General features: G+C 61.7%; 31 protein-coding genes. 13 read left to right on the top strand and 18 right to left on the bottom strand.

All coding sequences use genetic code 11. The annotated features are described in order from the left end of the window. Positions 1-28: 28 nt before the first annotated feature. From BM190_RS04580 to BM190_RS04545, 8 genes are all read right to left on the bottom strand, one after another. Positions 29-823 carry a creatininase family protein gene (locus BM190_RS04580; RefSeq protein WP_092252336.1) on the bottom strand — a complete coding sequence of 265 codons (795 nt, stop codon included), beginning with the start codon at positions 821-823 and terminating at the stop codon, positions 29-31. Continuing rightward, entirely contained in the window at positions 824-1,588 is a 765-nt protein-coding gene (locus BM190_RS04575) for an enoyl-CoA hydratase/isomerase family protein (protein WP_092252334.1), read from the bottom strand. A gap of 102 nt (positions 1,589-1,690) precedes the next feature. Beyond that, entirely contained in the window at positions 1,691-2,410 is a 720-nt protein-coding gene (locus tag BM190_RS04570) for an ABC transporter ATP-binding protein (RefSeq protein ID WP_092252332.1), read from the bottom strand. Beyond that, a complete protein-coding gene (locus tag BM190_RS04565; protein ID WP_092252330.1) occupies positions 2,403-3,128 on the bottom strand; it encodes an ABC transporter ATP-binding protein in 726 nt (241 codons plus the stop codon). The genes BM190_RS04570 and BM190_RS04565 overlap by 8 nt, the downstream gene beginning before the upstream one ends. Next, positions 3,125-4,069, bottom strand: a complete 945-nt coding sequence (locus BM190_RS04560) for a branched-chain amino acid ABC transporter permease (RefSeq protein ID WP_092252328.1) — start codon at positions 4,067-4,069, stop codon at positions 3,125-3,127. The genes BM190_RS04565 and BM190_RS04560 overlap by 4 nt, the downstream gene beginning before the upstream one ends. Before the next feature lie 70 nt (positions 4,070-4,139). Beyond that, positions 4,140-5,009 carry a branched-chain amino acid ABC transporter permease gene (locus BM190_RS04555; RefSeq protein ID WP_092252326.1) on the bottom strand — a complete coding sequence of 290 codons (870 nt, stop codon included), beginning with the start codon at positions 5,007-5,009 and terminating at the stop codon, positions 4,140-4,142. Between the two features lie 114 nt (positions 5,010-5,123). Then, positions 5,124-5,711: a flavin reductase family protein gene (locus BM190_RS04550; RefSeq protein WP_244550595.1), complete on the bottom strand. Its 588-nt coding sequence runs from the start codon at positions 5,709-5,711 to the stop codon at positions 5,124-5,126. Between the two features lie 27 nt (positions 5,712-5,738). Further along, positions 5,739-6,092 (bottom strand): VOC family protein, encoded by a 354-nt coding sequence (locus BM190_RS04545; RefSeq protein WP_092252322.1) that lies wholly within the window; start codon positions 6,090-6,092, stop codon positions 5,739-5,741. 610 nt (positions 6,093-6,702) lie between these two features. On the opposite strand from BM190_RS04545, the gene BM190_RS04540 reads away from it, so the two are divergent. Together BM190_RS04540 and ribB are read left to right on the top strand one after the other, a co-directional pair. Next, a complete protein-coding gene (locus tag BM190_RS04540; RefSeq protein ID WP_092252320.1) occupies positions 6,703-7,326 on the top strand; it encodes an Lrp/AsnC family transcriptional regulator in 624 nt (207 codons plus the stop codon). A gap of 142 nt (positions 7,327-7,468) precedes the next feature. Next, positions 7,469-8,545, top strand: a complete 1,077-nt coding sequence (gene ribB, locus BM190_RS04535; protein ID WP_092253030.1) for a 3,4-dihydroxy-2-butanone-4-phosphate synthase — start codon at positions 7,469-7,471, stop codon at positions 8,543-8,545. Here ribB and BM190_RS41035 read toward each other — a convergent pair. Next, positions 8,542-8,754 carry a hypothetical protein gene (locus BM190_RS41035; RefSeq protein ID WP_502686977.1) on the bottom strand — a complete coding sequence of 71 codons (213 nt, stop codon included), beginning with the start codon at positions 8,752-8,754 and terminating at the stop codon, positions 8,542-8,544. The two genes, ribB and BM190_RS41035, sit on opposite strands and share 4 nt — an antisense overlap. A gap of 44 nt (positions 8,755-8,798) precedes the next feature. Between BM190_RS41035 and BM190_RS41585 the strand changes: the two genes are divergently transcribed. From BM190_RS41585 to BM190_RS40935, 3 genes are all read left to right on the top strand, one after another. Next, positions 8,799-8,930, top strand: coding sequence for a hypothetical protein (locus tag BM190_RS41585; RefSeq protein WP_283806116.1), 132 nt, complete (start codon positions 8,799-8,801; stop codon positions 8,928-8,930). Between the two features lie 217 nt (positions 8,931-9,147). Further along, positions 9,148-10,236: a site-specific integrase gene (locus BM190_RS04525; protein WP_092252318.1), complete on the top strand. Its 1,089-nt coding sequence runs from the start codon at positions 9,148-9,150 to the stop codon at positions 10,234-10,236. 210 nt (positions 10,237-10,446) lie between these two features. Next, the gene (locus BM190_RS40935) at positions 10,447-10,710 is read left to right on the top strand and encodes a hypothetical protein (RefSeq protein ID WP_092252316.1); all 264 of its coding nucleotides are present in this window, start codon (positions 10,447-10,449) and stop codon (positions 10,708-10,710) included. Between the two features lie 41 nt (positions 10,711-10,751). Here the strand turns inward: BM190_RS40935 and BM190_RS04515 are convergent, their stop codons facing one another. From BM190_RS04515 to ligD (BM190_RS04500), 5 genes are all read right to left on the bottom strand, one after another. Then, positions 10,752-10,940 (bottom strand): DUF3606 domain-containing protein, encoded by a 189-nt coding sequence (locus BM190_RS04515; RefSeq protein WP_092252314.1) that lies wholly within the window; start codon positions 10,938-10,940, stop codon positions 10,752-10,754. 123 nt (positions 10,941-11,063) lie between these two features. Then, positions 11,064-11,258, bottom strand: coding sequence for a hypothetical protein (locus tag BM190_RS04510; RefSeq protein WP_092252312.1), 195 nt, complete (start codon positions 11,256-11,258; stop codon positions 11,064-11,066). 5 nt (positions 11,259-11,263) lie between these two features. Beyond that, positions 11,264-11,434, bottom strand: coding sequence for a hypothetical protein (locus tag BM190_RS40255; protein ID WP_177236912.1), 171 nt, complete (start codon positions 11,432-11,434; stop codon positions 11,264-11,266). Next, entirely contained in the window at positions 11,431-11,685 is a 255-nt protein-coding gene (locus tag BM190_RS04505; RefSeq protein WP_143109014.1) for a hypothetical protein, read from the bottom strand. The genes BM190_RS40255 and BM190_RS04505 overlap by 4 nt, the downstream gene beginning before the upstream one ends. Positions 11,686-11,770: 85 nt before the next feature. Further along, positions 11,771-12,709: a non-homologous end-joining DNA ligase gene (gene ligD, locus BM190_RS04500; RefSeq protein ID WP_502686976.1), complete on the bottom strand. Its 939-nt coding sequence runs from the start codon at positions 12,707-12,709 to the stop codon at positions 11,771-11,773. A gap of 229 nt (positions 12,710-12,938) precedes the next feature. Between ligD (BM190_RS04500) and BM190_RS04495 the strand changes: the two genes are divergently transcribed. Genes BM190_RS04495 through BM190_RS04480 form a run of 4 tightly spaced genes read left to right on the top strand, consistent with a single transcriptional unit; the run spans position 12,939 to position 15,435 of the window. Then, a complete protein-coding gene (locus BM190_RS04495; RefSeq protein WP_092252308.1) occupies positions 12,939-13,223 on the top strand; it encodes a hypothetical protein in 285 nt (94 codons plus the stop codon). Then, positions 13,224-14,906, top strand: a complete 1,683-nt coding sequence (locus BM190_RS04490; protein WP_092252306.1) for a DNA polymerase/3'-5' exonuclease PolX — start codon at positions 13,224-13,226, stop codon at positions 14,904-14,906. 30 nt (positions 14,907-14,936) lie between these two features. Then, positions 14,937-15,176, top strand: a complete 240-nt coding sequence (locus BM190_RS04485; protein WP_050631498.1) for a DUF2171 domain-containing protein — start codon at positions 14,937-14,939, stop codon at positions 15,174-15,176. A gap of 55 nt (positions 15,177-15,231) precedes the next feature. Next, positions 15,232-15,435, top strand: a complete 204-nt coding sequence (locus BM190_RS04480) for a hypothetical protein (protein ID WP_092252304.1) — start codon at positions 15,232-15,234, stop codon at positions 15,433-15,435. Positions 15,436-15,458: 23 nt separating this feature from the next. Here BM190_RS04480 and rnhB read toward each other — a convergent pair whose 3' ends face one another. The 3 genes from rnhB to BM190_RS04465 all read right to left on the bottom strand — a co-directional run bounded on the left by rnhB (position 15,459) and on the right by BM190_RS04465 (position 17,166). Further along, the gene (gene rnhB / locus BM190_RS04475; RefSeq protein WP_092252302.1) at positions 15,459-16,319 is read right to left on the bottom strand and encodes a ribonuclease HII; all 861 of its coding nucleotides are present in this window, start codon (positions 16,317-16,319) and stop codon (positions 15,459-15,461) included. A 213-nt stretch (positions 16,320-16,532) separates the two neighbouring features. Next, positions 16,533-16,949 carry a hypothetical protein gene (locus BM190_RS40250; protein ID WP_177236911.1) on the bottom strand — a complete coding sequence of 139 codons (417 nt, stop codon included), beginning with the start codon at positions 16,947-16,949 and terminating at the stop codon, positions 16,533-16,535. A gap of 16 nt (positions 16,950-16,965) precedes the next feature. After that, the gene (locus tag BM190_RS04465; RefSeq protein WP_092252300.1) at positions 16,966-17,166 is read right to left on the bottom strand and encodes a hypothetical protein; all 201 of its coding nucleotides are present in this window, start codon (positions 17,164-17,166) and stop codon (positions 16,966-16,968) included. 211 nt (positions 17,167-17,377) lie between these two features. On the opposite strand from BM190_RS04465, the gene BM190_RS04460 reads away from it, so the two are divergent. Genes BM190_RS04460 through BM190_RS04450 form a run of 3 tightly spaced genes read left to right on the top strand, consistent with a single transcriptional unit; the run spans position 17,378 to position 19,808 of the window. Further along, positions 17,378-18,421 carry a Cj0069 family protein gene (locus BM190_RS04460; protein ID WP_092252298.1) on the top strand — a complete coding sequence of 348 codons (1,044 nt, stop codon included), beginning with the start codon at positions 17,378-17,380 and terminating at the stop codon, positions 18,419-18,421. Further along, a complete protein-coding gene (locus tag BM190_RS04455) occupies positions 18,415-19,011 on the top strand; it encodes an ABC transporter ATP-binding protein (RefSeq protein WP_092252296.1) in 597 nt (198 codons plus the stop codon). Before BM190_RS04460 ends, BM190_RS04455 begins: the two co-directional genes overlap by 7 nt. Beyond that, positions 19,008-19,808 (top strand): ABC transporter permease, encoded by an 801-nt coding sequence (locus tag BM190_RS04450; RefSeq protein WP_092252294.1) that lies wholly within the window; start codon positions 19,008-19,010, stop codon positions 19,806-19,808. Before BM190_RS04455 ends, BM190_RS04450 begins: the two co-directional genes overlap by 4 nt. Positions 19,809-20,008: 200 nt before the next feature. On the opposite strand, the gene BM190_RS04445 is transcribed toward BM190_RS04450, so the two are convergent. Continuing rightward, complete coding sequence (locus BM190_RS04445; RefSeq protein WP_092253028.1) at positions 20,009-20,623, bottom strand: cell envelope biogenesis protein TolA; 615 nt, start codon at positions 20,621-20,623, stop codon at positions 20,009-20,011. A gap of 143 nt (positions 20,624-20,766) precedes the next feature. On the opposite strand from BM190_RS04445, the gene ligD (BM190_RS04440) reads away from it, so the two are divergent. Further along, the gene (gene ligD / locus BM190_RS04440; RefSeq protein ID WP_092252292.1) at positions 20,767-21,714 is read left to right on the top strand and encodes a non-homologous end-joining DNA ligase; all 948 of its coding nucleotides are present in this window, start codon (positions 20,767-20,769) and stop codon (positions 21,712-21,714) included. Positions 21,715-21,746 lie beyond the last annotated feature (32 nt).

Below are 21,746 nucleotides of genomic sequence, written 5' to 3'. Positions count from 1 at the left end.
CTTCGCCGCGCAGCGGACGGGCTGACCGTCAACGGCGGGCGCTGTCGTCTCCGGCCTCGCTATCGAAGGTCTTGATCAGCAACTCGGCGACCGCCGCGAGGCACGCTTCGCCGATGCTGTGGCTCGAGCCGAACGGACTTCCGATCACGCCGTTATGCGAAACCGATCGGATGCCGTTCTTCCACATCAGCTCGAGGTCAGCCTCCGACAAGCCGCCAAGATGGCCCACCTCGAAGCGGTCCGGTCTGACGCTGTCGGGCCGAATGACCATCATCAGCGACGTCTCAGCGATATCGGCGTGGCCGCCGACAGCCGACACGTCTCCTCCGGCTTCGCGCACCGCATCGCGCCACGTGTCGATCCATTTCGTCGAGACGACGAATGCCTGGATCGCAACATCCGAGGGGACGGCCCCACGCAAGCGACCGAGCATGTCCTTCAGGACCGGAAAATTGCCGATGTGGGCCGAGTGAATCAGGATGCGCTTGAAGCCGTGCCGCGCCAGGCTCGTGCAATAATCGACACAAATCGCTTCTAGCGTCTCCGGCCGCAGCGAGATCGTGCCCGGGAATGGCAGATGGTGAGACGAGCAGCCGACCCTGATGGTCGGCGCCACCAGCGTGTTGCCGCGGCTGCGCGCGATCCGCTCGGCCAGAGCATCGGCATGATCCGCATCCATGCCCAAAGACAAATGCGGTCCATGCTGCTCGACGGCCCCCAGCGGGATCACCACCGTCGTGCACCCATCGGCCAGCGCCGCGGCGACTTCCTCGTGGCTCATCTGCTCCAGATAGATCTGATCGGGATATCCGCGCGCCATCATTCAGCCCTTACTGTTCCTTGACAAAAACCTCGCACGCACATTAATCGAGCTCTCGTCTGTGACATAGGCGTCGAGGTCGGCCACGGTCATTTCTTCGAGCGCCTGATCACTCATTTGCCTGGTGAGGTTGAGCGATCGTTTGATGGCGTGGAACAGCTTGCGGTCTTTCTGCCGCAACGCGCCGCACACGTCTCGCGCTCGGGACGCGACCTCCTCGGTCGCGACGATCTCGTTCACAGCGCCAATCGCCACGGCGCGCTCCGCGCCGACGAGCTCGCCCCAATACAGCAGCTCTTGTGCCGCCCGCACGCCGAGCTTCTCGACGGCCCGGCGCATGCCTTTGGTCACCGGCAGCAGGCCGTGGTTGATTTCCGGGAACCCAATCTTGCACGCCGCATCGGCCACGACATAGTCCGCATGCAGCAGAAACTCCAGAGCGCCTCCGACCGCATACCCGCGGACGGCGCAGACGATCGGACCCGGATAGTTCTCCATCGCCACGAGAAGTTCGTGGAAGAACCGGATGCGCGGCCTCGCGACATCGATCCCGACGACTTCCTTGATGTCGCCGCCTGCGCTGAAGAAGCGGTCGCCGCCTCCGGTGAGCACGATGCCGGGCGGTTTCTCGTCATCGGCAAAGCGCCGGATCGCCTCCAGCAACTCGACGATGAGTTGAGCATTCAGCGCATTGGCCGGCGGCCGGTTCATCGTGACCGTGACCAGGTCTTGATCACGCTCGATCAGGAGAGCAGTGGCAGTGTTCATAAGTGAGACCCAAGCGAGAGCGGCTGCAACAGCCGGGGAACGGTGGACCAAGCGGCGGCAACGAGAGCGGCAATGTCCGACGCCTCGCCGAGACGGCGCGCCTCACAATCCCAAATAGGCGCGCTGGACATCGGGGTTCTCGAGCAGATCACGGCTCGATCCGTGTAACACCACGGAGCCGTTCTCGAGCACATAGCCGCGGCTGCTCAGCGCGAGCGACTTGGCGACATTCTGCTCGACGAGAAGGACCGTGATGCCCTGCTCGTTGAGGGATTTGACGACGCCGAACATGACGTCGGTCAGCGCCGGCGACAGCCCGATCGACGGCTCGTCGAACATCACGATTTCCGGCTTCGACATGATCGCGCGACCGATCGCCAGCATCTGCTGCTCGCCGCCGGAGAGCGTGCCGGCGAGCTGGTCGCGGCGTTCGCGAAGTCGCCCGAACAGGTGATAGACGGAATCAAGCGTGTTTGCCCGGTCGTGCCTGGCCCGCTTCAGCGAGCCTCCGATCAGCAGATTGTCCTCGACAGAGAGCGCACCGAAGATCTGGCGCCCCTCGGCGACCTGAGCGATGCCCATTTCGCAGATGTCCCACGGCGGTCGCCGGGAGATATCGACTCCGTCGAGCCTGACGGAACCGCCCGACGACGGCACGATCCCCGCGATTGATCGGATCAGAGAGGTCTTGCCGGCGCCGTTGGCGCCGACCACGCAGATCAGTTCACCCCTGCCGATGCGGAGCGACACGCCGTTCAGCGCATTGGAGCCGTCATAGGCCACGCACAGATCGTCGATGGCGAGAAGCGCGTCGTCAGGCATGGAAGCCGGCTCCCAGATAACTTTCCAGCACCGCAGGATCCGCCACCACCTCTGACGGTTTGCCCTCGGCGATCTTGGCGCCGTGGTGAAGCACCACCACGGTCGATGCCACCTCCATCACGATCCGCATCACGTGCTCGACCAGCAGGATCGTCAGTCCGCCCTCGGCGAGCCTGTGCAGCACGCCGACGACACCGGCCGCTTCGGTCGGACGCAGCCCCGCCATCACTTCGTCGAGCAGCAGCAGCTTGGGGCGGGTCGAAAGCGCCTTCGCCATCTCCAGCATCTTGCGATCGGGCAACGTCAGCTGATCCGTCCGGGCATTCGCCTTGCCGGCGAGCCCGACATTGTCGAGCGACTCATACGCCTTGTCCCGCGCCTCCTTGACGTTCGTCGTCCAGCTGAAGGCGCCCACCATGGCATTCTCCAGCACCGACATATCTTTCATCGGCCGAACGATCTGGAAGGTGCGGGCAATGCCCATGCGGCACACCGCTTCGGGCGGCTCGCGCTCGAGCGAACGCCCCTCGAACAGCACCTGCCCGGCGGTCGGTCTCAGCGCCCCGGCCACGAGATTGAAGCAGGTGGTCTTGCCGGCGCCGTTCGGCCCGATCAGGGCGGTGATGCGGCCCGCCTGCAGTGAGAAGCTGACGTCATTGACCGCGACCAATCCAACGAACGCTCTGGTCAGGTTCTTCACTTCGAGCAGCGCGGTCATTCCTCGACCTTCCGCAGTTGTGGGATCGGGCCGCGCGCCGGCAGCTGGATCGCCCCGTAGAGCCGGACGATCGACGGCCAGATGCCGTCGGGCAGAAACCACACGACCAGGATCAGCACCGCCCCGTAGGCGACGCTGTTCAGTCCGGGGAGCCCCAGGGCGTCGCCGAGAGCTCCCATGGCGTGATGCAGCGGGATTGCGGCCATCGAGCCGACCAGGGGGCCGAACGCCGTGCCCAATCCGCCGACCACGGGGCCGATCAGGACGTCGACCGAGATCGCCATGCCCATGATCGAATCCGGAAAGATCGCGCCCTGCACCAGGCCCAGCACGCCGCCGCCGATCGCGGCCGTCGCGGCCGATATCGAGACCACCAGCACCTTGTGGCGAAACGTCCGTACCCCCAGCGCGCGGGCGGCCTCGTCGTCATCCCGCATCGCCCGCCAGACATAGCCCCAATAGGACCGCGAGATCAGCTCCGTTCCCGCGACGCCGATGGCCGCAAGCGCGAGCGCGACGAAGTAGTAGAACCGCGCGTCACCGCGCAGCATCCCGAGGTCGATCGCGCTGCTCGGCGCCTGATAGAACAGGCCCTGCATGCCGCCGACATAGTCCCACCCGCCGAACATGATTCGGGCGAATTCGGCGGCTGCGATCGTGAGCAACGCGAAATAGATGCCACGCACCTCGAAGCGGAAGCTCAGCCACGCCAGCACCGCGCCGACGAAGCCCGCAATCACCGCGCCCAGCAGCAGACCGATCCACGGGGTGACGCCGTATTTGATGTTGAGGATCGCCACCGCATACGCGCCGATTCCAACGAACAGCGCGTGACCGATGGATAGCTGCCCGCCGATCCCGAGCATCAGGTTCCACGATTGTCCCATGAAGGTGAACAACAGGACGATCGTCAGAAGCGAGATGACGTATGCGTTGGACATGCCACCCACCACGGCCAGGGCGGCGAAGACCAGAGCGCCGGCGCCCCAACGCTTGATGTCGCTAGCTTGATCAGATGTCCTTTGCACCGAAAAACCCCCTCGGACGGAAAATCAGGATGATGATCAGGAGCGCGTAAGGGAGTGCTGTTTTCATCGACGGCGTGAACATCAAGGCCGCGATCGCTTCGGCGACCCCGATCGTCAGGCCGCCCAGAAGAGCGCCGCCGAAGCTGCCGAGACCGCCGACGATCACCGTCACGAAGGCCAGCAGCGTGAAGTCGACGGCGAGATAGGGCTGCGCATCGAACAGCGGCGAGATCAATGCGCCGGCGACGCCAGCGCAGGCGGTTCCGATGCCGAAGGTCACCGCATAGACCCGAGGGATATTCAGCCCGACCACTAGTCCGCCCAGTCGATTGTTGGCGGCGCCCCGCAGCGATCGGCCGAATGCGGAGTACTTCAGATAGGCTCCCAGTGCGGCGATCAGCAGTCCGGCCGTAGCGGCCGCCTGGATGCGGGCCCAATCCAAGGTGAGCGGTCCCACGCTCACGGTCTGGAAGGACAACTGAGACGCCGTCGGCCGCGGATCCGGACCGAACGACATCAGCAATACGCCGCTGAAAAGCAGTGAGAGGCCGATGAAGACGATGAACTGATAATGATGCGGCCGATTGACGAACCGCTTCACTACGAGCGTCTCTAGCAGATAGCCGAATACGAACATGACGACCGCGGCGATCGCGGCGGCTAAAACGATCGGGACGTCCCAGATTCGAACGGTCCAGTATCCGATGTAGATCCCGAACACGACCATCTCGCCATGAGCGAAATTGACCACGCGCATGACGCCGAAGATGATCGTGAGACCGAGCGCGACGAGCCCGTAAACCAGCCCGATGAGCACCCCGCCGGCGATGACATTGAGCCAGAGCGACAGCATCAGCGACCGACCGCCGATGGATGCGCGATAGAAAGTCTTCGTCTTCCTTGCATGCTGATCGGTTCCATCTTGGCTGTAGCGGAAACGTAGCGGCGCCTGACGTCGTCCTGTGTTTCAGACCGCCTTTGGCGCGGCGAAACATCCGGCGATGTAGACGAGCGACTCACATCCGGCCCTCGTGGTCTGAGCCACCACCTCTCCGGTGAAAATGGTGTGACTACTGTCGCTGTAAGCATTCACCACGCGGCAATCGAAGCTGCAGACCGCGCCGACCAGACTTGGTGCTCCGGTTTTGAGATCGCACCACACACCGTCACCGAAGCGGATATCGCCCTTGCTGCCGTCCTGCCCGGAAAACTTGAGCGCCAGATCGCGATGCTCGACCCCTAGAATATTCCAGCAGAACGACCCACTGCTGAGAATGGTGTCGTGCGCACCGGCAGATCGATTGACGCAAACCAGCACGCTCGGCGGAGCCGCCGACAGCGAGCAGCCCGCCGTCAGTGTCAGACCATGGCGGTTCGGCGCCCGGCCTGTCGTGACGATCGACACGGTGCCCGGCACGCTGCGCATCGCAGCACGGAATGCTGCGGCATCGAGTGGGCTCGTTTCGGACAGCGGCGGTGTTGCGGACGGCATGGCTACGACCCTTGGATTCATGGGATGGATGCGCCCTCTTTGTCTGGTTGTGAGGCCGGGCATGCAGCGCTGCCCCGGCGAACGTCTGAGCTATCCGGCTGCTTGATAGAACTGGATGACGTTACCGCCCGGATCCCGCACCTTCCCCGCACGGCCGTGACTTTCCATGTCCCGGACCGCGCCGACTTGCGCCCCCATGGCTGCGGCACGCTCCATAGCGGCATCGAGGTCATCGACATCGAAGACAAGAACAGCATCTTGCAGCTGGTCCGAGACCGACTCCGTCGGTCCGGCGACGCAGAACGCAGCCGCATCGCTCACGAACTGGATCCACTTGCCGGGATCAGCGAAGCGCACCTTCAGACCCAGGCCTTCGTAGAACTCGGCCAGGCGTCCAGGATCGTTCGCTGTCAAATAGACTTGCTTCAGTTTCACGCTCGACATCCAAACCGTCGCTACCCAAGTGCGATCGTGGGTGGATAGTCGCCCGAGCCTCTCAGCATTACTGCTTGAACAACGCCTGTCACAGAAGCTTCATCAGCATTTTATGCTGTAACGACTTGTCGAGTCGCTAGATCCAACTCTGCATCCGGCCGATCTTTGCCATTTTCTGGTTGACGAGGGTGGGCGTCGTTGCTGCCGAACCTTTTGTCTCGCCCAACGCCCGCGGCATGGTCAGCGACGTGGGACCGGGGCCACACGCGACGACAGGCGGTTGTACGAAACAGGGCAGCTCTCGACATCGAGCTCTGCTGCACGTCCCGTCAAGTGACATGGGGAGCCAATCGATGGAGCGGCGGGCATTACATCTTGACCGAATCCGTGGATCAACGTCGGCCTGCATATCGCATAGGCAAAAAATGTATCGGAAGTAGGCAACTAACCTCCTGATCGCAATGCACAATGCGAAGGTTGACGGTTTTTCGATACAAATCGACGATTTGTCGAAATCCCACAAGCGCAATTGCGGTTAGCTTTTACCACGCGATTGTCATCACCCCGCAAATGACGGTGATACGCGCCGCAGAAGACTGCCATACTTGGGAGATACGCGATGTCGACAACCTCTCTCGACAGAATAGATATCAAGATCCTCAACGAGCTCCAGCAGAATGCGAGCTTGACCAATGTCGAGCTCGCATCACGCGTCAATCTCTCGCCGTCGCCGTGTCTGGCACGCGTCAGAACACTCGAAAAACTCGGCGTGATCGATCGACGGATCGCCCTTCTCGATCCCGCCGTGCTCGGCATTGGTGTAACGGCTTTCATCCAGATCAAGCTGGAAAAGCAGGTCCAGACGTCACTCGAGAGTTTCACCCGATCCATCGACCGGCTGGCCCAGGTGATGGAATGCTATCTGATGACCGGTGAGAGCGACTACATGCTCCGCGTCATGGCGGCCGACATCGAAGATCTCGAAGACCTAATCGTCAACAAACTATCCCGCATCCCCGGTGTCAGTAGCATTCGATCAAATCTGGCCCTCAAGCGCATTTCGTACAAGACGGTGCTGCCGATCGACACCAATCGGCCGGTCACCGTGAAGGCTTGCGTCAACCCCTCGCGCCCTCTGGAGCGCTCCCCAAGACCCCGATACGACGCAGCTGGTCCTTTGCTGTCGGACGCGCCGATCGGGCTCGACACCAATTGTCCCAGCTACAGCGTGGAAAGACTATGAGTCGCCCCGCCATGGGCTCCGGCCAGTTAGCAACAATGGTGAAGTCAAGATCGGCAGAGTGCTCGAGCGGCGCTCCGAGCCTGACAGTCCGCACACGACCCAACGCGAGCACACGTCGGCTCCGGCGAGCAGAGCGACCGAGATGACGGCATCGATCGAAGCGGCCCTGCAGGCGTTCGCCGACGGCGAAATCGTCGTGGTCACCGATGACGACGATCGCGAGGGCGAAGGCGACCTCGTCGTCGCCGCCTCGCGGTGCACGGCTGAGAAGATGGCCTTCATCATCCGCCAAACATCGGGAATCGTTTGCGCTCCGATTACCCTCGAAGACGCGAGACGGCTGCGGCTTGACCCGATGGTTCTCAACAACGACTCGGCTCACACCACGGCGTTCACCGTGTCGGTGGACTACCGGCCGGATAACGGTACGGGCATCTCGGCCGAAGAGCGGGCCTCGTGCTGCCGTGCACTCGCCAACCCCAACGTCGGCGCCGGCGATTTTTGCCGGCCGGGACACGTTTTCCCGCTGATCGCAAAAGAAGGGGGCGTACTCATGCGCTCGGGTCACACCGAGGCCGCCGTCGACCTGTGCAGACTGGCAGGTCTCGAGCCGGTCGGCGTCATCAGCGAACTGATGAACGACGATGGCTCGGTGATGAAGGGTCCGCAAGTCGCGGCGTTCGCCGACAAGCACAAGCTGAAACAGGTCACCATCGCAGACCTCATCAGCTTCCGGCAGGCCCGCGAGACGCTGATCGAGCGCGTCTCGAGCGTCACGGCGGAGAGCCCGATCGGCCCGCTCCAGGGCTATTCGTATCGCTCGCCGTTCGACCCCATTCATCACGTCGCCTATATCTACGGAGAACTGGGCGACGGCACCAACGTCCTCACGCGCTTCTACAAACCCAACATCCTGCGCGATTTGTTCTCGGGTCAGGAACAGGCCAAGATGAACGTCATTCTGCAACGCTTCAAGGATAATGGCAGCGGCGTGCTCGTCTATCTGCGCGACGGCGCGGCGGGCGTTCCGCCTGCGCCGTTAGGCCCGACCGGTTCGCGCGAAGACGACCGCAATCGGCAATGGCGCGAGATCGGCGTCGGCGCCCAGATCCTGCGGGATCTCAAGATCAGTTCCATCCGTCACCTCACGTCGTCGACGCATCACTTCAAGGGACTGTCAGGCTTTGGCATCGAGATCGTCCGAAACGAAGCGCTCTAATTCCAGCCATCTGCGTTGCGAAAGTCCATGAGCGGGTCCCGCACCTCAGGCATCCGGCGACGCTTGCAGTTCGTCTCGTGACAGATCTCCCCCGGCCCAGTCTGGCCGGCCTCGCGCTCGGAGAAGTAGCGCGCCGGCGACTTGCCGAGCGCCTTCTTGAACATGGTGATGAACGCGCTCACCGACTCGTAGCCGAGCGCCCCGGACACGGACTGAAACGTGTCGCCAGCAGAGCGCGCTTGACGAACAGGAAATGCGCGACAACAGCGTTGAACCCGCGACTTTCAAAATTGCCGAACGCTTGATGGCAATCGCACAGGAGCTGTTGCCTGCTGGCGCAATCTGCGGTCCAAATATCTCGCCCATCCAACTTGGCCGCGCATGATCAAGTATCGTGCAACGGGGTCCGAGATCAGCCAGTCCGGTCCATCATGGGTGCCACAGAAAAGCGATAGTGTTGCGATTCCAATGATTTACCTTACACTCTCAATGGGATGAAGCACGAACGTGTGCACTCCAAACTAGCCGAAATTGCACACGTTTGTACCCGTTTTGACCTCTCGGTGCACACATAGTGCACACGAAAGCCGGAGTGCACACGCGTGGCGACCTTCACTCAATTGGCATCGGGGAACTGGCGCGTCCAAGTCCGCCGCAAAACACGTTATGTGGCCGAGACTTTCCGACGGCGCAAGGACGGCGAAGAATGGGCGCTCGAAATGGAGCGCAACATTGACCGCAATGGATCGTCCAAGCCCCGTGCGGTCCGGAACGTTCACACATTTGGCGATCTGGTTGACTTGCACGACGAAGACATGCGCGAAGTCGGCAAGCCCCCTCGCCGATCAAAAGCCGCTGTGATGAGCTCGCTCAAAACTGAGCTCGGCAGTGTGAAGTTGACCGCGCTGAATCGAGAGCGGCTGATCGAGTTTGGAAGAAAGCGTGCCAAGCAGGGCGCCGGCCCCGCGACGTTGGCGATTGATATGTCTTTCATCCGCACAATTATAACGCACGCCGCCGCCGTACACGGCATCGAGGTCTCGGCCGAAGAAGCTCGCCTCGCACGCGTTGCGTTAACTCACCTCAATCTGGTTGGAAAGAGCAAGGAGCGCGACCGACGGCCGACGCAAGATGAACTCGACGAACTCATCGAATACTTCGAGACGAATCGTCGGCAATTCATACCGATGGGACGAATCGTCAGATATGCCGTGGCAACGACGTTGCGCCAAGAAGAAATCTGCAAACCCGAGTGGCCTTTGGTTGACATGAAAAAACGATTGGTCGTCATTCAAGACAGAAAAGATCCGAGGAATAAGGATGGAAATGATCAGAAAGTACCTCTGCTGAACCTAACCGGCTATGACGCGTGGGAGGTCATACTTCAGCAGCGGATTGTGACTCGAGGCTCTGGACGGGTCTTTCCCCATAATCACAGATCCGTAAGCGCGGCTTTCACCCGAGCATGCGATGAACTCAAGATTGAAGACCTGCACTTCCACGATCTGCGTCACGAGGGAACGAGCCGTCTGTTCGAAGCGGGACTTCCAATCGAAAAGGTCGCGCTGGTCACCGGCCACAAGGATTGGCGACAGCTCCAGCGGTACACCAATCTCAAAGTTGAAGATCTTCTCAAACTGCAATACGCGCAGCAGCCATCAATGGAGGAATTTATAAAGATGTTGGCGTAAACCCCTCCATCAAAGAACTCGTAGTTCTCAGCCAGGTCCTCAATCTTGCCTTCAGGGCTATCGTCGGCCCTGGTCGACCTTTAATAGGCTGACCCAACACAACGCGAAAATATCGCCTTGGGGGCACTCGACGTCATTTCGAATTCAAGCCCTGTGCTAACGGGGAACGAATGACGCACACGGCGATTCGTCGTAGCAGGAGCTATTTAAATGCTGATGACGCGTGAACGGACGCCACCGATACGGACGCTTCGCGGATGGGCGATCCAGGTTCTCCAGGAAGCGGGGGCCATCCGCGAGTGCGAAGAACACGGTTGGATGCAAGATCGCGCCGATCCGCATGCACGGGAGCGGGCCTTTGATAACGCCCGTCGAGATCCGCCAGCAGGCGTCTCCCCTGATGCAGCGGCGGCTGAGGTTCGCGACGTGCTGAACTCGATCGGAGATACCTGTCCGAAATGCCCCGCAGACTAAGGGTTGGTGTTAAGCCTCAATGTCAGCCCGGCCTTCCCATTTCAGCGGCCCAGCCTCTTCTCGACGCGCTTGCGAGAATTTCCGACCTTCTTGACGGCCTTCTTCACGGCCGATGCCGAGCGGCCGGCTTTCTTCGCTTCGTATCGGACTTCGTAGTCCTGTCCCTTGGCCACGCGTGCCCGGTCCTGTTTGCGTCCACGCGCGGTTTTCGCCTTCTTAGCTGCAGCCATAGGGTCCTCCTCTTGCGAACGATGCCAGTGCAACGCCGCAAGGACTCGCGAGGTTCCTTGCTGTCGGCGCAGGCTCGCACTTCTGGCGGAGAGGGCGGGACGTGTCAGTCGTCGATAGTTGGCTCAGTGGCCGCAAGGATGCTCGAGCATGGTAGGAGTCCATCCGTCGAGAAGCAGGCCATCCCAGGATACGACCCCTTCGTCCCACTTGGCGGCGTGTTCGCGGTACGCCGCGGCCCACTGGGGTCTCCATTCGATCAACTGGTCGTTGAGCCCGTCGTGGACCTGGCAGGCACGATCCGGATCGAACGTGTCCATGGAATTCACGCGGGATGCCCGGGGTCGACATCCTTTGGCGTCTTCTTCTCCCGCTGAGGTGTCATCTTCGCCGGACTTTCCTTTCCGGGAACGCCGCGAGGACCGAGCTCTTCGCGCTGGATATCGTCTTCGGAGCGTTCGGGCTCGACGCCATCGATGGGCTTGTCGGGCGTCATTCCATCCTCGCCTTGTCCTTAAGGTCGCGGATCCGGATCTCCGCCTCCTCCTTCGAGGTCACGATCTCCGATTCATCGGGCACGCGCGCTATCGCGCTGAGCCTCTTCAGTTCGGCGAGTTGTTCCGAAGATGGCTTTTCCATTGTCGATTCCTCGATCACCTGCACGACGGCTTCGTCGTCGAGCACATCCAGAAGCTGGTTTATGGTTTGCTCGCAATCTCTGGGGCCGGGCTCGACAGAACGGGCCAAATGGCCTGAGCCTCTTGCACCGCCTTCAGCACTCGCTTGTCCAAATCCATGACCGGTACTCCAGATACTCTGAAGGCAAACGCCCCTAAGAACGGCGTGTTCCTTTGCTCAGGCCCTTGAACGAGCTTGCCCGCAGAAGGCCTTCGGAGGTGATGTCGCGGTATTCGATGTCCGCGTAGAACTTGGGCTCTACCCAGGTGGCCTTCGGCTTCCTGATGGTCTTCGTCAGCTTTTGCTTCGGGCTCACGACAGTGTCGAGCGCCTTGCGGATCTGCGCAGACGTGGTCCGGCTCCATCCGGTGCCGACCTTGCCCATGTAGACGAGGTTCTTGCCTTCCTTCTTGCCCAGATATAGAGCGGCCACGCCGGAAGGGTCCTTGATGAAGCCGACCACGGGGAATTTGCCCTTCTGGACGACCTTGATCTTCTGCCAGGCCTCCACCCGCTCCGACCGGTATGGCGCGTCCACACGCTTGGAGACGATGCCTTCGTAGTTCAACCTGGTGGCAGCGGCGAACAGCGCCTGGCCGTCTCCTTCGTGATGCTCGCTGAACAAGATTGGCTCCTTAAGCTCGTGCTCCTCGATCAGCTCCTTGAGCAGCCGCTTCCGCTCGATCTGCGGCTCCTTTCGCAGATCTCTGCCATCGAGCCAGAGCAGATCGAAGGCGAAGTAGATCAGTCGATCCTGATCTCCTCTGCCGAGATCCGCCTGCAGCTCGGAGAAGTTCGTGCGCCCCTCATGGATGACGACGACCTCTCCATCGACGATGGCCTGACGTTCGATATCGAAGGCGCCAGCTATCCGAGAGAACCTGTTGACCCAGTGGTAGCCCTTACGGGTGTAGGCTTGGCGGTCGTCCCCGTCGATCCGGAGCTGGATGCGGTACCCATCGTATTTGATTTCGTGAATCCACTGCGATCCCGAAGGCGCCTTCATCTTCAGGGTCGCAAGCTGGGGACTGATGAACCCCGGCATCTGAGAGGCTTCCGGCTCCGCGGCCGGTGCCTTGGTGCGCTTTGGCACGCTACGCAACTCACAAAAAACCCACCGCCGGTCGGGCCGACGGCGGGCAGTTCACCTACCTTATCAACGAGTCTTCCAACTTCGAAGGCCTTCGCGTGTTCCGAAGGCCGCGGAGGTGTGGTCGTCACGCCCGCCGCAGCCGCCCTCTAGGGTTCCTATCTGTCCGCCGGACCTCCATCCTCATCGAATTCGAACGAACTATGGGCGAGATCCGGCGTTTACGGAGATCATGTCAGACGCCTTCGACTATTTCCGAGCCTATGCCGTCCGAGCTCTTTGCAGGGCCCGATCGATGCCGCGGGGCAAGATGAAGCACCTACAACTGGTGGTCGGTCGAATCTACAATCTTCTCAAGAAAGAGGCCGCCTACGGCCCGAACATCCAACACCTTGACGATTTTCGGGCAGCCCAGAAGCTCGAGAGGTCTCTCGATCGCAAGCCGGATGATGGCTCGATCGCTCAGACTCGCTTTGCTCTAGGGAGTAAGCAAAGCACGGGACGGGAGGCTCGTTGAATGCCCACCGTCGACGCTCCCGGTGTAGCGAGCCTCTTGCGAGAATACGCACAGCGAACTGCCTTGCGTGGCGGCAATCCTTACAGGGCCAAGGCCTATTCGCGGGCCGCGGACAGCCTGGCAGCCCTTGTGATCCCCCTTCATGTGCTCATCGTCGAAGATCGGCTCACCGAGATTCCCGGCGTTGGCGAAGCGATTGCGGACATCATCACCAAGCTGCACACGACGGGCACTCATCCGAGCCTCGAAAAGTTGCGGATGGAGATTCCGGAGGGGGTGCTCGAGATGATGGCCGTGCCTGGCCTCCGCCCCGAGAAAGTCCTGCGTCTCTACAAGGATCTCGGCATCACCTCGCTCGCGGAATTGGAGGCGGCCGCCAGGGACGACCGCATCAAGAAGGCCAAAGGACTCGGCGCTGCGCTGCAGACCAAGATCCTGCAGAACCTCGCCATCGCGAAGAGCGGTGAAGGCCGCCTCCACCTGCACCGTGCCGCCGCCCTGCTCGCGCATGCCAAGGACTCGATCCGCAAATCCCGACCCGAGCTGAAGCGCATCACGATCGCGGGCGACTTTCGCCGGGGCTGCGAGCTTGTCGGCGACCTGGCGATCGTTGCGGAAGCGCCAGGCATCGCCAAGATGTCGAATGCGTCCGAAGCGGACCGGTTGCAGATCCGCCTGTCCGATCGCAAGCACTTCGGCGTCGCCCTTCTTTTCGCCACAGGCTCCGCCGCTCACATCGAGCAGCTTCAGGCTCTGGCGGAGGAGAAGGGAATGCGGTTGGAGGCCGACGGCTTGCGCAAGGGCCGCACATTGATCGCCGGCGAGGAGGCCGAGATCTATCGCGCGCTCGGCCTACCCTTCATCGATCCTGAACTTCGGGAGGGGCGCGGCGAGATCGAACTCGCTCTGAAGGGGAAACTGCCGAAGCTGGTCACGGACCAGGATCTTCGCGGAATCCTGCATTGCCATACCGATGCTTCGGACGGCACCGAGACTCTGGACACGATGGCCAAGGCCACACGCCAGCGCGGGTTTGAGTATTTCGGTGTCGCCGACCATTCCAAGTCCGCCCACTACGCCGGCGGTCTGTCCGTCGAGCAGATCGTCGAGCAGCACCGGGAAGCGGACCGACTAAACAAGCGATTGGGCAAAGATTTCCGGATCCTCAAGGGCATCGAGTCCGACATTCTGGCCGACGGCTCGCTAGACTATACGGACGACGTGCTGGAAAGCTTCGACTTCGTCGTCGCCAGCATCCACGGGCGCTTCAAACTGGATCGTAAGGCGCAGACGCAACGCCTGCTTCGGGCCATATCCGACCCTCACACCACAATCATCGGCCACATGACGGGGCGGCAGCTCCAGCGGCGGCCCGGTTACGAAATCGACATCGAGAAGGTGCTGCGGGCCTGCGCCAAGCACGACGTCGTCGTCGAGATTAACGCCCACCCATGGCGGCTCGATCTGGATTGGCGCTGGCACCAGGCGGCGCTCGAATTCGGCTGCATGCTGAGCATCAATCCAGACGCGCACTCGATTCCCGAGCTCGACCACACGCACTGGGGCGTCGAGATGGCCCGCAAGGGCGGTGTCCCTGCCGACCGCGTCCTGAACGCCATGACGCTTGCGGAGATCACGCGCTACCTCCGCCACAAGCGGTGCTCACTCGCCCGGGCGGCCTGATCGGCGGCAATATATGAATGGGAGATACCGATGACAGATGTTTCCAAGATCAAGGAGCACATGGACGTGCTGTCGTCCGATAGGAAGATGGTGGGAAAAGTCGATCATCTGGACGGATCCGACAAGATCAAGCTGACGAAGCAGAGTTCGCCGGACGGTCAGCATCATCACTTCATTCCGCTCTCTTGGGTCGATCATGTCGATCAGCACGTGCATCTCAACAAGAGCGGCTCCGACATCACCTCACACTGGCAGCACGCTCAAAGCTGACCAAAACGTGCGGAAGGCGGAGGCGCCGGCGTGCGCCTCGTTAGGAGGACAACTTATGGGTATCGCGAAATACGAAATATTTGGGAAAGATGGCACTTGGCGCATACGCCACGACGGCAAAGCGGAGAATGAATACGCTACGAAGGAAGCTGCATTCGAGGCTGCAATTGCAGCGGCTTCAATCGCGCTCCGCGAGGGCCACGATGTCACAGTGACCGCTCCGTCTAGTGAGACCACAACCGGTGCGGCCAAGCACTAACGAATTCTGGAGACCGAAGCGGGTCAAGTGCTTCCAGCGCGCAGCACCGACGCTTCGAGCTCTGAATCGGTGCGTTCCGATGGCAAAGGCCAAGGTGGCAACGGCGGCAAGCCGAGGACTTCACGCACAGGGCCAAACGAACGTCGATGGGCAGCGCATGCGCCTAGCCTGGACAGAGCAGCATAATGGGCGCGCACTGGGTAACCCTTGTGGTCAGCGAAGCCGTAGCCGGGATGACGCATGTCGAGCGTTCGCATCAACGCATCGCGCGAGACCTTCGCCAAAATAGAGGCGGCAGCGATGCTCGCGGATTTGGCGTCGCCCTTGATGATCGCCTGCTGCGGGATCGCGATGTCCTTCAAGCGTTTCGCGTCGATCAGAAGATGCTGCGGAGTCACCCCCAGCCCTTCAACGGCCCGCCGCATGGCAAGGATTCCCCCCCAGTAGATGTTGATGCTGTCGATCTCATCAACCTCGACAAACGCGACAGACCATGAGGCCGCCTTTTCCTTGATCTCTTCGGCGAGAGACTCGCGCGAATTCGCGTCCAGTTTTTTGGAATCGTCGATACCAAGGATGCGCGTGCCGGGCTTGAATATTACCGCCGCAGCGGCGACCGGCCCCGCAAGCGGGCTCATTCCGGCCTCGTCAATACCTGCGACCGCTTCCTTCCCCTCTTGCCAGAGAAGTGTTTCGAAGCGGAGCATCTTGCGAAGCCGCTGCCCTTCGGACCGGTTCTCGAAGCGCCGCTTTTCAATCGAGGCGAGGATTGAACGCGCTCCCGCGCGGCCGTCGGCGCGCAGCATTTCCTCGAGGCCGGCCTCAAGAGGCCTGCCCTCGATAACGTAGCGCTGACGTAATTTTTCGAGTGAGTGGCGGTTCATGAGACCCCTCGACTGGAATAAGACCAGTGATCGCCAAGCTTTGTGGCGATTATCTGATGTCACAGCCAAGGAACTCTCGCGTTCACTCTTGTCGCGGCCTTCTGCGCCGTCCCGGCAAACAGGTAATGGCGGTGCGGTTGGGACTGTGGAGGCCATCGACAGTCCGGGACTTCCGAGCCGCCGCGCCAAGCTTTATTGGACCTCGATCACAATTCAGGAGGCGTTGGCTCTGGCCCGTTCGCGCGCTTCGCGGCGACGTTCACGGCGTTCGCGCCGCCGCTTGGCCCGATCTGCGGGCTGCCGAAGCGGGGGAACGGGCGCTGGCGAGGTCGCGATGGTCTCCCCAACCGAAGGCGTCTGGATCGCCTCCGAGGCTGCTGGGCGGGACTCCATGAACTCGAGAACGGCCCGTCCCTGAGCAGTGATCTTCCATCCGCCGCTTATGCGCTCGACGAGTCCTTGCGAGAAGATGTCGAGATCCGGAACCCGCGCAGCGAGGCGCCGGGTGCGATCCGCCCAATCGCGGCCGCTTGTCGCCAGGATGGCCATGTCGCGTTTGAGGTCCTCCATGACGGCGAAGCCGTCCGGATAGCTCACCAGGATCTTGAGGACCGTCACCTGGAAGTTCACGCCCGCCCCGGATCGATCAGCGCCACATGGTGGGCGCTGGGGACAGGGCGTCGCGGCCGACCTGCCTGAGGCTATCGGGCGAAACCTCGCCTCTGGTCGCGGCCTCCAGGATCTTCGATGCGACGTGAGTACGTGCTTCGATCTCGCGGTGCGAGACGGTTTCGCATACTTCGTCGAGGACCGCGCGCAAAAGCGCGGTTGTTGCGGTGTCGAACATGAGCTGCCCCCATCAGGGAAAACGACACTCTAGCTCAATTTTGGCGCTGAGGAATCAACCATGTTAAGTCTTGCGGCAAGCCTTCCGGCCGGAAAACCGCGGCTTGAAGGATCCATGCGATCTCACGTAGACTGACGGTCCGGGACCAAGCAGACTCCCGGCGAGACTTCGGTCCAAGTTCTGCGCAGCACGCAACACGTGGAGCTTGCGCATGGATACCGAACGACAACCCTCCTCCAGACGTACCGTTGCCATCCTCTCGCGAGGAGATGCCGTCGTACGTCGAGATGCCACCTCGAAAAGCGGCCGCTTCGTCGACGTCTTCGAAGCGCTCGCAGCCGTGGGCGTCGAAGGGCGCCCAGCCATCTACGACGAAAGCTTCGCCGACGCCGTCCGCGAAGAACTGCTCGCAGTGGACGGCGTGCTCGTCTGGGTCAACCCAATTCAAGACGGCCGAAACCGCGCCGATCTCGACGCGCTGCTGCGCGACGTCGCCGCGCAGGGCGTGTGGGTGAGCACTCATCCCGACGTCATACTCAAGATGGGTACCAAGGAGGTCCTTTACCGCACCCGCTCGATGGGTTGGGGATCAGACACGGCCCTGTATCAAACCGCCGCGGTGATGCGCGCCGAGTTGCCGGTCCGGCTCGCCGCCGGGCCACGGGTGATCAAACGCAACCGCGGCAACGGCGGCCAAGGCGTCTGGAAGGTCGAGAAGCTGCGGGATTCATCCAGGATCAAAGTCCTGGACGCGACTAAGGACGCGCCGGAGGAACTGACGCTCGATGATTTCCTGCATCGCTGCGCGGAGTATTTCGAGAACGGCAGCGTCATCGACCAAGCGTTCCAGCCCCGCCTGAGCGAAGGCGTCGTGCGCTGCTACATGGCCGGCGACCGCTGCGCCGGCTTCGGTTATCACAAGGTCAAAGCCCTGGTCGAGCCGCCTTCCGCGCGCGCCGGGGCCGGCCCGCGGCTCTACACGTCCAACGCCGACCCGCGCTTCCAGCGGCTGCGGCGATTGATGGAGGACGAGTGGACGCCGCAGCTCACCTCATTGCTGGACATCGCGCGAGACGACCTGCCCGCGATCTGGGACGCCGACTTCATGCTCGGTCCCGTCCAGGCCGATGGAAGCGACAGCTACGTGCTCGGCGAGATCAACGTCAGCTCGGTGCATCCCTATCCGAGTGAAGCGCCGACAGAGATCGCCAGGCGGGTTGCCGACCGCTGCAGCTTAAGCTCTGACGCATGCTGACGGTCAACGGGCTCAAGCGCCTGCACCTCTGCGTATCATTCGACCTGCAGGACGGCGAATGCGTCGCCCTGCAGGGGCCGTCTGGAGTCGGAAAGACCTTGCTGCTCCGCTCCATCGCGGATCTCGATCCAAACGAAGGAACGGTCAAGCTAGACGGCACGCTCAGAGAGGCGATGCCCGCCCCGGCCTGGCGAAGGCGGGTGACCTACCTCGCCGCCGAACCCGGCTGGTGGTCCGACACTGTGCGGGAGCACTTCACCGCTTGGGATGATGCCCTGCCGCTGGTCACGCGCCTGGGGTTGCCGGACGACTGCGGACCTTGGTCGATCCAACGGCTTTCGACCGGCGAGAGACAGCGATTGGGGCTCGTGCGGGCGCTCGTGCTGCGATCGCGGGTGCTTCTGCTGGACGAGCCAACCTCTGCGCTCGACCCGGCATCCGTTACAGCCGTGGAAGCCTTGATTGCCGAACGCATTGCGAATGGAACGAGCGTGCTCTGGAGTACCCACGACCACGGCCAAGCCCGGCGCGTCGGGTCACGGATTTTCGCAATGAAGTCCGACGGCGGTATCGAGGAAAGCCGGCCGTGACCTACATCCAGCTCTCGTACGGCAATCTCGTACTACCCGCGCTCCTTGTGGTCATAGACGGCGTCCTGTCGCTCGTGCTCCGCCTCAAGCTCGAGAAGCAACTGGCCATTGCGACCGTGCGCATGGTGGTTCAGCTCGTGCTCGTCGGATACGTTCTGACGTTCCTGTTTACCGCGGTGTCGCCGGTCTGGACCGCTCTCGCCGCCCTGATCATGGTCTTATTCGCTTCGCGGGAGATCGTCGCGCGACAGAAGCGACGACTGACGGGTGTTTGGAAGTACGGCCTGGGAGCAACATGCACCCTTCTCGCCGCCGGCACCATCACAATGTTCGCGCTCCTGACGGAGCTACGGCCGGATCCTTGGTATCACCCACGTTATGCGTTGCCTTTGCTAGGCATGATGCTGGGCAACACGATGACCGGAGTAAGCCTCGGCTTGGACGTGCTGACAAACAGCCTGGTGCGCGAACGAACTGCCGTAGAAGCTTGTCTTGCACTCGGTGGCACCCGACACCAGGCCCTGTTGCCGATCATACGGGACGCCTTGAGAAGCGGCTTCATGCCGATCATGAACAGCATGGCGGCGATCGGCCTCGTTTCCTTGCCGGGTATGATGACGGGCCAGATTCTCGCAGGCGTCGAGCCGGTCGATGCAGTAAAATATCAACTGCTGATCATGTTTCTAATTGCTGGCGGGACCGGGCTGGGAACGTTGGCCGCGGTCCTGGGCGGCGCACGTCTGCTGACCGATCACCGACACCGGCTACGTCTCGATCGCATTTTGACCGAAAACTAGGGAAGCGGTCTCGCCCTTTCGAAATAGGTAGCGGATTGAAGAAACCTATTGAGACCGTAGCCGTCAGCGACCTCCAATCAACAGCTCATTATCACCTCCGCTTCTGGCCCTGCGCGTCATTTAGCTGCACCGCAGAACTTGGTCGCCATCGAGGCATAGCGGGCTCTGGCAAGCCGTACCCTGGAAGATAGATTCACGGTCTAACCGCGCGCGCGTCGCAGCGCTGCTTCCAATCGCGCCTTCTCTTTATCCCAGCGGGCTTCTTCTGCCTGCGACCTCTTCTCGATAGCCTCGAGCTCAGCCTGGATGGCCGCAGCCCGCTTCGCGTGCTCCTGCTCGGCCCTGTCCAACGCAGCCTGTGCCTTGTCGACCGCCTGCTGACGGCGTTCACGTTCCTTCTGCCTGGCAGCCTCTTCCTTCGCTCGCTCAAGCTCGCGGCGCCGCTCTTCCCGTTGGTAGTCGAGAGCGGCCTTGCGCTCCGCCGCCTTGTCGACGCGGCGAGAGGAAGGCTTCTTCGCCTTTGAGCCTTTCGACTTGCGGGCAGCTTTCGTTGGTCTGCGGCCCTCAAGATTAGTGGGCAGGTCGGCATGCTCTTTGAAAGATCCGTTGGATCCGACCGGGCGCCTGAGCACGACGCCAGGCTTTGCCATGGTTGCGGCGATGACGTCCGGATCATCGCTTTCCTTCGCCGCGCCCTGATGAAAGAGATTGCTGTCTGCGCCCCACGCTTCGAGCGCAGCTTTCATGGAAGGAGCGGCTATAGCCAGATCGAAGAAGCCCAGCGACGTCTGGTAGGTTTTCAGTTTTCTGGCCACCGGTCTGATCAGACCTTCCCCTTGGTAGTGCGCACTCTGAGATGCCGCGGCGTCTGACGGAACATGCCCTGGCTTTGCGCGTTCCCTCATTCTTGAAGGACGTCCGTGCATCACGCAACTCGCTCTGAAGGATTGGCCCTTGAATGAGCCGGATGTCGACCTTGCCCAAGCGCCTACAACCGATGCTCGCCACGCTCACCGACGCGCCCTTCGACGACGCCGGCTGGGTTTTCGAGGACAAGTACGATGGCTTTCGGATGATCGCGGAAATCCGGCGGGGCAAGGTTGCGCTCTACAGCCGCAACGGCAAGATCATCAGCCGCAGCTATATCGAGGTGGCGAAAGCGCTGGAGGGCGTGAAGGGCGACGCCGTGATCGACGGCGAGCTCGTCGCGATCGGAAAGGACGGCGTCTCGCATTTCCAGCTGCTGCAAAACGCGCTGCGCCATGAAGCCAAGCTCCAGTATTGCGCCTTCGATCTCATGTTTCAGAACGCAGTTGACTTGCGCAAGCAGCCTCTTCTCGAGCGCAAGAAGAGGCTGAAGGCGATCCTGCCGCGCGACAGGCTGATCGCCTTCAGCTCTCACCGCAAAGCGAACGGCACAAAATTTTTCGCCGAGGCCGAACGGAAGGGCCTGGAAGGCATCATGGCGAAGCGCGCCGACAGCGAGTATGCGTCCGGAAGCCGGACGGCGGATTGGCTGAAGATCAAGACAGCAAAGCGGCAGGAAGTGGTCATCCTGGGTTTCACAGCGCCCAAGCGCACCAGGCCCTTCTTCGGCGCCCTGGTCCTCGCCGTGCGGGAAGACGACGCATGGCGCTACATCGGACATGTCGGCACTGGCTTCAGCCACAAGGTCCTGGGAAACCTCCACGCCAGGCTTGTGAAGCTGACGACGCCGAAATCACCCTTCCCTGCCAAAGTGAAGGACGAGGCGACCACGACCTGGGTCAGGCCCTCCTTGGTTGCCGAGGTCAAATTCGCGGAGTGGACGAGCAAGGGCGAACTGCGCCAGCCCGTCTACCTCGGGCTCAGGTCGGACAAGCGGCCGAAGGACGTCGTGCGTGAGCGAGAACGTCCGCGCAAATAGCGCTCCCTTCGGGCGTAGCCGGCAAACGAAAC

This window comes from Bradyrhizobium sp. Rc3b (assembly GCF_900114915.1).
In the GTDB taxonomy this organism is placed as follows: Bacteria; Pseudomonadota; Alphaproteobacteria; order Rhizobiales; family Xanthobacteraceae; genus Bradyrhizobium.
Note: the sequence above shows the minus strand (reverse complement) of the source record. Positions and strands in the feature narration are given on the sequence as shown.

Coding starts and splice junctions, on each gene's coding strand:
- BM190_RS04575 (WP_092252334.1), bottom strand. CDS start 1,588: ATGAACACTGCCACTGCTCTCCTGATCGAGCGTGATCAAGACCTGGTC.
- BM190_RS04540 (WP_092252320.1), top strand. CDS start 6,703: ATGTCGACAACCTCTCTCGACAGAATAGATATCAAGATCCTCAACGAG.
- BM190_RS04455 (WP_092252296.1), top strand. CDS start 18,415: ATGCTGACGGTCAACGGGCTCAAGCGCCTGCACCTCTGCGTATCATTC.
- BM190_RS04555 (WP_092252326.1), bottom strand. CDS start 5,009: ATGCTGTCGCTCTGGCTCAATGTCATCGCCGGCGGGGTGCTCATCGGG.
- BM190_RS04560 (WP_092252328.1), bottom strand. CDS start 4,069: ATGTCCAACGCATACGTCATCTCGCTTCTGACGATCGTCCTGTTGTTC.
- BM190_RS04580 (WP_092252336.1), bottom strand. CDS start 823: ATGATGGCGCGCGGATATCCCGATCAGATCTATCTGGAGCAGATGAGC.
- BM190_RS04510 (WP_092252312.1), bottom strand. CDS start 11,258: ATGGACACGTTCGATCCGGATCGTGCCTGCCAGGTCCACGACGGGCTC.
- BM190_RS04570 (WP_092252332.1), bottom strand. CDS start 2,410: ATGCCTGACGACGCGCTTCTCGCCATCGACGATCTGTGCGTGGCCTAT.
- BM190_RS04480 (WP_092252304.1), top strand. CDS start 15,232: ATGGGTATCGCGAAATACGAAATATTTGGGAAAGATGGCACTTGGCGC.
- BM190_RS04460 (WP_092252298.1), top strand. CDS start 17,378: ATGGATACCGAACGACAACCCTCCTCCAGACGTACCGTTGCCATCCTC.
- BM190_RS41585 (WP_283806116.1), top strand. CDS start 8,799: ATGCGCGACAACAGCGTTGAACCCGCGACTTTCAAAATTGCCGAACGC.
- BM190_RS04485 (WP_050631498.1), top strand. CDS start 14,937: ATGACAGATGTTTCCAAGATCAAGGAGCACATGGACGTGCTGTCGTCC.
- rnhB (WP_092252302.1), bottom strand. CDS start 16,319: ATGAACCGCCACTCACTCGAAAAATTACGTCAGCGCTACGTTATCGAG.
- BM190_RS04495 (WP_092252308.1), top strand. CDS start 12,939: ATGTCAGACGCCTTCGACTATTTCCGAGCCTATGCCGTCCGAGCTCTT.
- BM190_RS40935 (WP_092252316.1), top strand. CDS start 10,447: ATGCTGATGACGCGTGAACGGACGCCACCGATACGGACGCTTCGCGGA.
- BM190_RS04565 (WP_092252330.1), bottom strand. CDS start 3,128: ATGACCGCGCTGCTCGAAGTGAAGAACCTGACCAGAGCGTTCGTTGGA.
- ribB (WP_092253030.1), top strand. CDS start 7,469: ATGACGGCATCGATCGAAGCGGCCCTGCAGGCGTTCGCCGACGGCGAA.
- BM190_RS04515 (WP_092252314.1), bottom strand. CDS start 10,940: ATGGCTGCAGCTAAGAAGGCGAAAACCGCGCGTGGACGCAAACAGGAC.
- BM190_RS40255 (WP_177236912.1), bottom strand. CDS start 11,434: ATGACGCCCGACAAGCCCATCGATGGCGTCGAGCCCGAACGCTCCGAA.
- BM190_RS04490 (WP_092252306.1), top strand. CDS start 13,224: ATGCCCACCGTCGACGCTCCCGGTGTAGCGAGCCTCTTGCGAGAATAC.
- BM190_RS04550 (WP_244550595.1), bottom strand. CDS start 5,711: ATGCCCGGCCTCACAACCAGACAAAGAGGGCGCATCCATCCCATGAAT.
- BM190_RS04465 (WP_092252300.1), bottom strand. CDS start 17,166: ATGTTCGACACCGCAACAACCGCGCTTTTGCGCGCGGTCCTCGACGAA.
- BM190_RS04545 (WP_092252322.1), bottom strand. CDS start 6,092: ATGTCGAGCGTGAAACTGAAGCAAGTCTATTTGACAGCGAACGATCCT.
- ligD (WP_092252292.1), top strand. CDS start 20,767: ATGAGCCGGATGTCGACCTTGCCCAAGCGCCTACAACCGATGCTCGCC.